Source organism: Methylobacterium sp. WL6, assembly GCF_008040095.1.
GTDB lineage: Bacteria > Pseudomonadota > Alphaproteobacteria > Rhizobiales > Beijerinckiaceae > Methylobacterium.
This window is the reverse complement of sequence record NZ_VRVH01000142.1, coordinates 1-11296: the sequence shown is the minus strand read 5'-3', so window position 1 is coordinate 11296 and position 11296 is coordinate 1. Positions and strand designations below refer to the sequence as shown.

Genomic DNA, 11296 nt, shown 5'->3' with positions numbered 1-11296 from the left:
CACCAAAGCCACCCTGCCGCCCATCGCGCGCCTCTCCACCGCCCCCGTCAAACCAGTTGCCTGTCCGCGCATCCGCGTCTAGACAGCGCCGTCCTCTGGTGGGGCGTCGCCAAGTGGTAAGGCAGCGGTTTTTGGTACCGCCATTCCCAGGTTCGAATCCTGGCGCCCCAGCCAAATTCCACGCAAGTCGTTGATATTGCTTTGTTTCCGTCCTGCGGATTCGGAGTTTGCGCACATCCCTGTTGCACATGACTGTAGCACAGAGTGTGTCCGATGCCGGCCATTGCCCATGCCTACCGCCGCGGCGCGACCTATACCTGGCGTCGCCGAATCCCGCGGTCCTTGTGCCAATTTTGTAAGGGCGACGCGCTTATCGTGAGCCTCGGCACGTGCGATCCGCGCCGCGCCCGCTTCCTCGCCGGCCAGCTCACGGCGTATTCCGACGAACTTTTTCACCGTGCCATGGCAGACGCCGACCCCGACATCGTCATGACCCGCCGCCAGCTCGACGGGGTTTTTCGCGAGAGCCTGCTCGTCCACCTCGACAAGCTCGACCGGGTCGCGGCCGCCGAACGCGCCGACCCGGATTTCGACCCGGATGAAAGCCGGCGCTGCGATCACCGCATGGGCTGGGTGTTTCGCCTGCTTGCCGGCCGGGGCGCGGCGGCGAAGGTGGATGCGGGGACGGCCGCCAAGATGGCCGAGCAAGGCTTAAGTCCGGAAGACATCGCCGAGGTCGTTGCCACGCTCGCCGCGATGATCGCGCAAGGCGCGCATCGGATGCCTCGGCAACGTCTCGAAACCCTTTTGACCCATCAAAACGCGCCGCCGACATCCGTGAACCTGGCGCTGGCTCAGACGGAAACGCTGCGCGCCATGGCGGCGGCCGCCTTCGCGACGGAGCGTCGGTACGACGGCGACCGCGTCGAAGACGGCGCCAAGCTCGACGCCATCATGCTCCGCGAGGTCGACGCCCGCGCCGCCGCGATCGTTGAGCCGGCTCGCTCGGCGCCCTCCCCTCCATTGCCCGAGACACCCCGGCCCGAGACGCGCCGGACCTACGAGATGGCGGATTCCACGCCGGACGGCCCATCCGTCGTGTGTTCCGCACCCCCTCCGATCACCGCGCCCGCGCACCATCCGATCGTCGTGCTCGGCGAGGCGATGATCGCGGCGCGCGGCCGGGATGAGAACTGGGATGCCAAGACGCAGAACCAGGCCCGCCAGATCTACGCACTGTTTGCAAAATTGCTCCTCGAACGCGGGCTCGTGGCGGTCGAGGATCTGCGTCAGCGGCATTTCGCCGATCTCGTCGGCTTCCTGCGCGCGATCTCGCCGAGCTACGGCAAGAGCCCGAACGATCCAGCCCGCACCACCGCCGAACTCGTGGCGATCGGCGCCAAGCTCGCACCCGGGAAACGCGGGAATTCCGGTGCCACCCTCAACCGTCACCTGACCTTCCTGGGTCAGTTGATGACCCATCTGAAGGCTCAGGGGCTTATCATCGACCCCGGCATCAATGTGACCCTGCTGCGGGCCAAGATGAAGAACCGGGCGCGCAACAAGCGCGCCGCCCTCACCCACGAAGACGTCGGCGCAATCTTCCGATTGGCCTGCTTCACCGGCTGCAAATCGTGGCGTCAGCCGTTCGAACCGGGCCCGGAGACGATCCACCGCGCACTGTATTACGCGATCATCCTCTTATATTACACGGGAGCGCGGCGGGAAGAGATTTGCGGCCTGCAAGTCGAAGACGTCAGTGAGCTCGACGGGATCGCCTATATCGACATCCGACGCAACGTGACGCGGCGCGTGAAGAACGATCAGTCCGTCCGTTACCTCGCGCTCCATCCCGAGATCCTGCGCCTCGGGTTTCTGGACTATGTCCGCGCCATCAAGAAGCTCGGCTACCGGCTCGTATTCCCCGACCTGAAAGCCACGAACACCAACGCGCTTCTCGGGGACCGCCTCTATGACGAGTTCATCGCGGGCATGCGGATCGCGATCCCCGATGCGACGGCGCGAAAGAAAGTCATCCATTCCTTCCGGCATGCTCTGGGAAACAACCTCAAGCAGGCGCGGGTTCACACGGAGATTCGGGCCGACATCCTCGGCCACGGTGGCAAAGGGGAGACGGACGAGCGCTACTGCGATCCGATTGCGCTACGCTCGATGCTTGATGACCTCATCAAGATCCCGACCGTGACCGCCCATCTCGAAGCGAAGCCGATTCAGCTGCTCGGATGGGTTTCCGAAAAGAAACCATCACCCTACACCCGCCGCGCGAAATCGAACGTGAGAGCTTCACGCGTCGACGCGAGAGCCAACGAGCGTTCGCCGAAACCACCCTTGAACCGACGATAGGTCCCGCGTCGGGAGATCATAAATCCGAGTTCCGTTCGAGCGATCGTCGCATCGACCGAAAGGTCCGCAAGTCGAAAGAACGCCGTCGAGCTATCGCTCGTAGCCCGAATTCGATCGGTCCGTGGTCCGACTACCGTCGCTCTCTCGCTCTCGCCGCGGCAGGGGTGGCAGCCGTAAAGCTTCGACGAGCTGTGCGAAGCCTTGCGCGATGATGCGCTCGGCTCCCTGAAAGAGATGCGTCAAGTGCCACAGGGCGAGACGCGGGGCGGCCTGAATCTCCTGCAAGGCGGCGCGAAGCGCACGCCCGGCCTCGAACCCGCGCGTGATGTCGATTGTGGTCTCGGAACGGTGCGGACGGATCATGCCCGTGCGCACGAAGGTCTCGCGATCCTCGACGTGGTCGACGACGTTCACCTTCTCGGCATAGCGCCGTGCCTCGACGAATAGCCGTTCGGTCAGCTCGGACGTGCTCGGCTTGCCGCGCGGATCGCTGCCGCGGGCACGAACCGTCGCCTCCAACCGTTCGCGCTCGACCACAAGCCAGGCGTCCTGACGGTGACGGGTCAGCCCGACATAGAGCTCTCGGGCATCGCTACGCGTGGCGCCGTAATACACGCAGGACGCCGCTGTGCGGCCCTGCACAGAATAAGCCGTGCCGGCATAAGCATGCGAGATCCGCGGCAGCATCTCGCGACGGCGGGCGCCGGGGATCGGCGCGCGGACGAAGCTTGCATACGCGTCCTCGACCACGCGCCCGTCCTCCAGCCTGACCCGCAGGCGCAGCACGTCCTCGCCGTCTGGCCCAATCGACACGACCGTGGCGCGGGTGCCGTTGCGGATCCCTTGCCGCTGGATCCCCTCACCGAAGCGGATGCGGTCGCCACGCGCGAGCGTTAGCGCGCCCGCCTTGTTCTCGCGGTCGCGTGCGACCACGTCGACCTCGGCCCCGGCGAGGATGCCTTCCGCCCGAAGCACCGCACGGGCTGCCGCGTTCAGGCTTGCCGCATCACGGTTGCGACGGGTGACCATCAAGACCTCGGTGTTGCCATAGCTGGCTCGTGCCGCGGTCCAAAGTGCGATCGCTCGATCCTGCGCTGCCGTGGCGCCGCTCACGAACTCGATGCGCTCGTGCCGGGCATAGGCGCGCAGCCCGGCCTCGACGTCGCCCCGCGCCATCAGGACCGAGGCGGCTCGCTGCCAGGGCACTTCCTGGCGCCGCACCTCGGTGAGCGTGGCATGACGTCCGAGAACGTCCACCACCGCCCGCAGCGCCGAGCCGCCCGACACTGCCGCGAGCTGGCGCCTGTCACCCAGAAGGATTGCGCGGGCACCGCCCCCCGGCGCTGCCGCAACGGCTGCGAGCACGAAGGCGAGGTCCTTCGTGCCGACCATGCCAGCCTCGTCGCAAAGGAGGACGGTGTCGGCATCCAGCGCCGGGATGCGCCCGTGTTCGAGGTCGTGCCGCCATTTGGCGATGGCGAAGGTCTCGATGCCGGTCGAGCGTCCAAGTTCGACGGCCGCCGCCCAGCTCGGTGCCAGACCGACCACCGTCAGGCCGGATGCCTGGGCCGCAGCGACGATCACGTTGGCCGTCACCGTCTTCCCTGTGCCGGCGCCGGCCTCAAGTACAGAGACTCCACCCGCCTCCGGCCCAGTCACGGCGGCGACCGCTGACCGCTGCTCGTCCGAGAGCTGCGGTGCGGCGGTAAGGGCCCGACTCACGGCATGGGGCCGGAAGCGTGATCCGGCATCCGGCCGATCGGCGGCGCGCAGCAAAGCGGCTTCGGCAGCAGCGATGCCGGGCGATGGTGATGCGAGGGCGGAGCATTTCGTGCGGGGGCACTTCAAGTTCCGTCACCGCCGGATGCACTGGTGGTCGCCGCATATCCGGAATCAGGTCGCTGACGAGCCGGCTGCCATGCCGCGGGACTATCACGTCGTTCGATCGAACCCGGATTGATCCCGTAGCGCGTCGAGAGTGTGCTGAGAGCCCGTCCGATAACATCCGGCAGGAGTTGAGTGGCCGGGATGGCGGTGATTCCAGAAGGGTGCTGAAGCCTGACCTGGAAGTGCCATGTGGACCCCGACCACTCGCCGGGAGCATAGCCGTGCCAACCTGCGCTACGAAACCGACCTGACGGATGGCGAGTGGGCCGTGATCGCGCCGCTGATGCTGGAGCCGGCCTCGTGCGGTCGTCCGCCTGTCTGGACGATGCGAAAAATCCTGAACGCCATCTTCTACGTGCTGCGCGGCGGCATCGCGTGGCGGATGATCCCGAAGGACCTGCCTCCACGCAGCACGACGTTCGGCTACTTCGCGCGCTGGCGCGACGAGGGCCTGTTCGGCCGGATCAACCATCACCTCGTCATGGCGGACCGCGAGCGGGTCGGTCGAAGCGCCTCGCCTACCGCCGCAGTGCTCGATAGCCAGAGCGTGAAGACCACCGAGAGCGGCGGGCCGCGCGGCTACGACGCCGGAAAGAAGATCAAGGGCCGCAAGCGTCAGGCCCTGGTCGACACGGACGGACGCGCGCTCGTCCTCGACCCACAGCCCGCCGACGTGCAGGATCGCGATGGTGCCGGACCGGTGCTGCGCCTGTCGCAGCGGACCTTCCCGTTCATCGCCAAGGCCTTCGCCGATGCAGGCTATGCGGGCGACAGGCCCGCGACCGCAACGATCATCACCGTCGACATCGTGCGCAACCCCAAGGATCAGGTTGGATTTGCCGTGCATCCGCGCCGATGGGTGGTCGAACGCTTCTTTGGCTGGATCAGCCGCAACCGCCGCCTTTGGAAAGACCCGGAGGCGACCCTCGCCTCGGCCCAGGCCTTCCTCTACGCCTCAGCCGTCACGATCCTCGTCCGAAGGCTCGGCCGAGCGTCATGACTTATCGGACGGACTCTTAGCTCGACTTTGGCCATTTGCGGCGCGTGGAGTGGGCGGAGGTGACGAAGCGGGCGTGAGGGATAGGCTGGTGGCGTCCCCGCCAAGAGACACCGCCATGCTGCCCCTACCCACCCGCTTCGCCGGGATCATCCTGGCGTTCGCGCCGCTGTTCGTCCACCGCTCCTGGCGCCATGCTCAGCTGTTGCTGATCGGCGCGATTCTGACGCCGGGGCGGCGCACGGTGACGAGCGTCCTGCGCATCATCGGCCGCGCGCAGGAGCGGCGGTTCGTGAACGTCCACCGCATCCTCAACCGAGCGGCGTGGTGCCCGCGCTCCGGCAGCCGTATCCTGCTCGGGCTCCTCGTCGATGCGTTCGCGCAACGCGGCCCCGTGGTCCTGGGACTGGACGATACGATCGAGCGCCGCCGCGGCAAGCGGATCGCGGCCAAGGGCATCTACCGTGATCCAGTTCGCTCCTCCGACAGCCATTTCGTCAAGGCGAGCGGGCTGCGCTGGATGAGCCTCATGGTGCTCGCCCCGATCCCCTGGGCGGGGCGCCTCTGGGCGCTGCCGTTCCTAACCGCGTTGGTGCCGTCAGAGCGCGCCTGTCGCTAACGGGGCCGTCGGCACAAGCCTCTGCTCGACGTCGGACGCCAACTCGCTCTCCCGGCTCGCCGCTGGCTGCGCGCACGCGACCTCGTTGTGGTGGGCGACAGCGGCTTCTCGGCCTTGCTGTTCCTCGACGCGATGCGCCGCGCTCGCATCACGGCGATCACCCGCCTGCGGCTGGATGCTGCTCTCTACGAGCCGGCCCCACCTCGGCCGCCCGGCACGATTGGACGCCCGCGGACCAAAGGCGCGCGGCTGCCGACGCTCGCCGCGATCCTCGCGGCCAAGGACACGCGCTGGCACGCGGTCGTGGTGCCCGGCTGGTACGGGGCGGGCGAGCGCACCCTTGAGATCGCCTCCGGGACCGCCGTGTGGCGGCACGGCGGTCTGCCGGTCGTGCCGATCCGATGGGTGCTGGTGCGCGATCCCGAGAGCCGCTTTGCACCGCAGGCCCTGCTCTGCACCGAACCGGTGCGCGAGCCCGCGCAGATCGTGGGGTGGTTCGTGCGGCGCTGGACCGTTGAGGTCACCTTCCAGGAAGCGCGCGCCCATCTCGGTGTCGAGACGCAGCGGCAGTGGTCGGACAAGGCCATCGCCCGCACCACGCCCTGCCTGCCCGCCCTGTTCTCGATCGTCACGCTGCTGGCTGCACGGCTCCCAGTCCGCCAACGGCAACGGATCGCGGCCGCCGCGTGGTACCCCAAACCGCGCCCGACCTTCGCCGATGCTCTGGCCGCCGTGCGCTATGCGATCTGGCGCGAGCGGACTTTGGCAACATCACCGCGCCGACGCGCCCGAACAAAACCCCGCTTCCGTTTGCCAGCGCCCTGGGCCTATGCCCTCTACCACGCCGCATGAGTGGCCAAAGTCGAGCTTAGAGCGGCATCCGACCGGGCTGAATCACCGGGGTTTACCGGTCGGGGTTTGATGTGATTCCCTGCGTGGCTTTCGCAGGAGAGCCGCATGCCATCTGCCCTATCCGTCGATCTGCGCGAGCGTGTCGTGGCCGCCATTGAGGAAGGCGCGTCTCGCCGTCAGGCGGCCAAGCGGTTCGGGTAAGCCCGACCAGCGCGATCCGCTGGTACGAGGGCTTCGCGCAAGAAGGGCGGATCGCACCCAAACCGATGGGCGGGGATCAGCGCTCGCAGACGATCGAAGCGCAGGCCGACCTGATCGTTTCGACCTACGAGGCCAAGCCCGAGATCTTCCTTCCGGAGTTACAGGAGAAGCTGGCGAAGCGCGGCCTGCGGGTCGGGGTGAGCAGCCTGTCACGCTTCTTCAAGCGTCACGGCACCACACGAAAAAAAACACCGGCCACGCGACCGAGCAGGATCGGGAGGACGTGAAGGCCGCCCGCGAGGCGTGGTTCGAGGGGCAACTCGACCTCGACCCAGACGCCCTCGTGTTCCTGGACGAGACCGCGGCCAACACCAGCATGGTCCGGCGCTACGGACGCGCCCCGCGCGGCGAGCGTTGCTGGGTCGCCGCGCCGTTCGGACATTGGAAGACCACGACTGTCACGGCTGCCCTGCGCACCAACGGTCTGATCGCGACCGCACTTCTCGACGGGGCTACGAACGGCGAACGCTTCCGTGCCTACGTCATCGAAACGCTGGCCCCTGTGCTGCGGCAGGGCGACACCGTCATCCTCGACAACCTCCCGGCCCACAAGGTCAAGGGCGTGCGCGAGGCCGTGGAGGCCGCCGGCGCTCGGCTCCTCTACCTGCCGACCTACAGCCGATCTCGACCCGATCGAGATGGCCTTCGCCAAGCTCAAGGACATGCTCCGATCGGCTGCAAAGCGCACCGTTGCCGACCTCTGAAACGCCATCCGAAACGCCTTCGCTGCCTTCAAACCAGACGAATGCCGGAGCTACCTCGCCGCCGCAGGATACGACGCCTATGATCCAACCTGATCGAATGCCGTTCTAGGTCGGTGAACGCGCTGTGCGGATGGTGTTGGAGCATCAGGGCGAGCACGACTCTCAATACGCTGCGATCCGCTCGATCGCTGCGAAGATCGGCTGCTCGGGCGAGACGCTGCGGAATTGGGTACGCCAAGCCGAGCGGGACCAGGGCCAACGAGCGGGCTCGACGACGGACGAGCGCGAGCGGATCAAGGCGCTGGAGCGGGAGGTTTGTGAACTCCGGCAGGCCAACGAGATTCTGAGAAAAGCATCGGCGTATTTTGCCCAGGCGGAGCTCGACCGTCCGTTCAAGCGATGATCGCCTTCATCGACGATCACCGTGGGGCCTACGGGGTCGAGCCGATCTGCCGCGTGCTGCCGATCGCCCCGTCGACGTATCACGCCCATGCCGCGCGGCGGGTCGATCCCGGAAGACTGCCGGCCCGAGCCAAGCAGGATGCGGTGCTGATGGCCGAGATCCGGCGCGTGTACGAGGCGAACTTCTGCGTCTACGGCGTGCGCAAGATCTGGCGGCAGCTCGCCCGTGAGGGGATCACGGCGGCTCGTTGCACTGTCGCACGGCTGATGCGAGCGATGGGTCTGCAGGGCGTCGTGCGGGGCAAAACAGTCCGCACGACGATCCCTGATCCGGGGGCCCTCTGCCCGCTCGACCGGGTCAACCGCCAGTTCAAGGCCGCCCACCCGAACAGGCTGTGGGTCGCCGACTTCACCTACGTCGCGACCTGGAGCGGCTTCGTCTACGCGGCCTTCGTCGTCTACGCTTTTGCCCGCCGGATCGTCGGCTGGCGCGTATCGCGCTCGGCCCGGGCGGACTTCGTGCTCGATGCTCTGGAGCAGGCCCTGCACAAGCGCCGCCCCTTCGCCAGCGGCGGTCTCGTCTGCCATTCCGACGGCGGGTCGCAATACGTCGGCATCCGCTACACCGAGCGTCTCGCCGAGGCAGGTATCGAACCCTCCGTCGGCAGCGTCGGCGACCCGTACGATAATGCTCTCGCCGAGACGATCATCGGTCTGTTTAAGACCGAGGTGATCCACCGGCGCGGCCCGTGGCGCTCATTCGAGGCCGTCGAGTTCGCCACCCTCGAATGGGTCGACTGGTTCAGCACCCGCCGCCTGCTCGAACCGATCGGGAATATCCCTCCCGCTGAAGCCAAAGCGCGCTACTATGCCCAAACCGAGGCGCAAGCCTTGGCCGCATGATCCAAACCAAATCCCCTCCGGAAAAACCGGCGCGGTTCAGATCGTCTCCACCGCGTTCTGCATGTTGGCGTAGATGCCGCGCTGGCAGGTGCCTTGGAAGAACGCGAACGCCCGGTTGTGGGCGTCGAACACCATCTCCTGGCTATCGCGCTGATAGGCCCGCACGAACAGCATGGGCGAGTGGCAGAGCCGGACGTGGGCGACCTTGACCGTGGACGGGCGTGCCGCCGATCAGCACGATCGCGTGGCTCCAGTCGAATTGGTAGGCCTCGCCCGGGGCGAACGACAGCGGCACGAAGGCCTGCGCCGTTACCGAGGCGCTCTCGCGCTTCCAGGTTTTGGCATAGCGCCGAACGGCATTGTAGCCGCCCTCGTAGCCGAACCCGCGTAGAGCCACATAGATTCGGATCAGTGTCAGCCCCTCGCGCGCCGATTTGCTGGCGTTGATGTCGGCACCGATGCTTGATCAGAAGACCGAAAAGCTGGACGCCAGCAGTCTTCGGAGCAAGGCGGCCTACGCCGGATGCGCACCCTGAGAATCTGTCCGGGATCATTGTGCGGTCTGGCAGAGCTTTCGGATCATGAGGCGGACGGATGCCCAGTGGAGGAAGGCCAGGGCCTTTCGGCTGTGGCATTCCCAGTCCTTGGCGAGGCGGCGGCAGCGGTTCAGCCAAGCGAAGGTTCGCTCGACGATCCAGCGTTTGGGTAGGACGGTGAAGCCCTTCGCCGTGACGGCACTGGCCTGATCGGATCGCTTGACGATCTCGACATCCACTTGTCGGCAAGCGCGGCGGAGGCCGGCCTGGAAGCGGGGGCCCTGATAGCCGCCGTCGGCGTAGAGCTTGAGCAGGAACGGATAAAGCCCGAACAGGGTCGCCATCACCCAGCCCCGTCCGTCGCGATCCTGCACGCCGGCCGAATGCACCAGGGCGTGCATCAGCAGACCCTAGATGTCGACGAGGATGTGGCGCTTCTTCCCTTTGATCTTCTTGCCCGCGTCGAAGCCGGGCTGATCGATCGACGCCCCCCTTTTTCCGCGCCCTTGACGCTCTGGCTGTCGATGATCGCCGCAATCGGGCTCGCCTCGCGTCCCGCCTGCTCCCGGCGCTGCGCGAACAGCGCGTGATGGATGCGCATCAACGTGCCATCGTAGTCCCACAGGTCGAAATAGCCGTAGACTGTGCTGCGGGCCGGCATATCCGTGGGCAGGGCCCGCCACTGACAGCCCGTGCTCAGCACGTACATCAAGGCGTCTACCACGGCTCGCATCTCAATCGTGCGCTTGTTCCCGCCCCGTTTGGCCGGCGGGATCAACGGCGCGATCAGCCCCCATTCCGCGTTCGTCAGGTCGCTCGCGTAGCGCAAGGCGCTCCGGTCATAACGAGCTCGGTTCTCGGTCGTCCACACCAGCAAGGGCCCTTTCAAGCCCTCGCTTGAATCACAACCTACTCAAATCACACAACTTGTTGCCGAACAGACACTGAGACAACGCCGTCGAAGACTTCTTCGCTAAGCTCGCAAAACGCTGGATCCGCAGCAGCTTGTTCGGATAGCTGATCGAGGTGCAGGAGGCCATCAAATGTTTCAATGTCGAGACCAAGGCGACCCGAAGCCTTTCGCGTGGACCGATGACCCGGATCGCACCACTTAGGTAGCAAAGCACGGGCTCCAAATGTTAGACTCGCATCACTCACTACACATTACCAATACTATGCTGTAGAACACAGATTAAATTGATCCAAGGCGTTAAGGTGTTTCGTAGGCGAATCAATATTCAAAAAAAAGTAAAAGTACCTAGATAGTAGTCGGCCTCATCCTTATTGCAGGGCATATCAAGATAGTTCGGAAATAATTCGCCACTAGGAACCATAATTCTTCCTTCTTCTTCCCGAAATAGAGTTAGCTCAATAACAGATGGCACTGGCACGCCACCGACAATATTATAGGCGCCAAAGTTATTTGCGTGCACATGTATGACCTTATGAACCTCTGTCAAATTACTCACCGCCTTGTAAACTGTCTCATAGAAGTTCGCATCGTCGATTTTATCGAAAAAGTGCAATTCTATTACTATTTGTTTGAAGCAGGCAAGATTCTCTACATTCATATGCTCAAGCATTTCCCATTCACTGCCCTCAATGTCGCACTTAAGGATCATATCACTCCTGCCTAGGTGTCCATTATATTGCATAATGTTGTCGATCGTGTTTAAATTTTTATTTCCACTTTTTATTCCTTCAATGCCAATTTTACTCCAATTAAACATTGGGTTATTTAACGGAGGACAATCAATAGTGTGATCATATT

5 protein-coding genes, 1 tRNA gene, 4 pseudogenes and 1 other annotated feature are annotated in these 11296 nt (G+C 64.8%); of the genes and pseudogenes, 6 read left to right on the top strand and 4 right to left on the bottom strand.

Going from position 1 to position 11296, the window contains the following annotated elements; translation table 11 throughout:
• Positions 1-99 precede the first annotated feature (99 nt).
• Together FV230_RS17440 and FV230_RS17435 are read left to right on the top strand one after the other, a co-directional pair.
• A tRNA-Gln gene (locus FV230_RS17440) sits at positions 100-174 on the top strand.
• Between the two features lie 99 nt (positions 175-273).
• On the top strand, positions 274-2364 hold the full coding sequence (locus tag FV230_RS17435) for a DUF6538 domain-containing protein (RefSeq protein ID WP_147843303.1): 2091 nt from the start codon (positions 274-276) through the stop codon (positions 2362-2364).
• 90 nt (positions 2365-2454) lie between these two features.
• On the opposite strand, the gene FV230_RS17430 is transcribed toward FV230_RS17435, so the two are convergent.
• On the bottom strand, positions 2455-4086 hold the full coding sequence (locus FV230_RS17430) for an AAA family ATPase (protein WP_281408302.1): 1632 nt from the start codon (positions 4084-4086) through the stop codon (positions 2455-2457).
• A gap of 352 nt (positions 4087-4438) precedes the next feature.
• On the opposite strand from FV230_RS17430, the gene FV230_RS17425 reads away from it, so the two are divergent.
• The 4 genes and pseudogenes from FV230_RS17425 to FV230_RS17410 all read left to right on the top strand — a co-directional run bounded on the left by FV230_RS17425 (position 4439) and on the right by FV230_RS17410 (position 8989).
• The gene (locus FV230_RS17425) at positions 4439-5251 is read left to right on the top strand and encodes an IS5 family transposase (RefSeq protein WP_147843301.1); all 813 of its coding nucleotides are present in this window, start codon (positions 4439-4441) and stop codon (positions 5249-5251) included.
• A gap of 115 nt (positions 5252-5366) precedes the next feature.
• Positions 5367-6719 (top strand): annotated as a pseudogene (locus tag FV230_RS17420) (transposase).
• A gap of 105 nt (positions 6720-6824) precedes the next feature.
• A pseudogene (locus tag FV230_RS17415) lies at positions 6825-7777 on the top strand (IS630 family transposase).
• A 37-nt stretch (positions 7778-7814) separates the two neighbouring features.
• Positions 7815-8989 (top strand): IS3 family transposase gene (locus FV230_RS17410; RefSeq protein ID WP_246694897.1). Its coding sequence is split into 2 segments (ribosomal slippage): positions 7815-8052 and positions 8052-8989, totalling 1176 coding nucleotides; the frame shifts between segments, so codons are not numbered across the junction.
• Positions 8042-8158 (top strand) — a sequence feature (AL1L pseudoknot). Its footprint overlaps the gene before it by 117 nt.
• A gap of 39 nt (positions 8990-9028) precedes the next feature.
• Here the strand turns inward: FV230_RS17410 and FV230_RS17405 are convergent.
• The 3 genes and pseudogenes from FV230_RS17405 to FV230_RS17395 form a co-directional block, all read right to left on the bottom strand.
• Positions 9029-9434: pseudogene (locus tag FV230_RS17405) on the bottom strand (IS21 family transposase); the annotation flags it as partial.
• A 105-nt stretch (positions 9435-9539) separates the two neighbouring features.
• Positions 9540-10396 (bottom strand): annotated as a pseudogene (locus FV230_RS17400) (IS5 family transposase).
• A 367-nt stretch (positions 10397-10763) separates the two neighbouring features.
• A partial coding sequence (locus tag FV230_RS17395) for an FkbM family methyltransferase (RefSeq protein WP_147843300.1) occupies positions 10764-11296 on the bottom strand: 533 nt, incomplete at its 5' end.

Excerpts from the sequence above, each read along its gene's own strand:
- FV230_RS17435 (WP_147843303.1), top strand. The coding sequence starts at position 274 with ATGCCGGCCATTGCCCATGCCTACCGCCGCGGCGCGACCTATACCTGG.
- FV230_RS17425 (WP_147843301.1), top strand. The coding sequence starts at position 4,439 with ATGTGGACCCCGACCACTCGCCGGGAGCATAGCCGTGCCAACCTGCGC.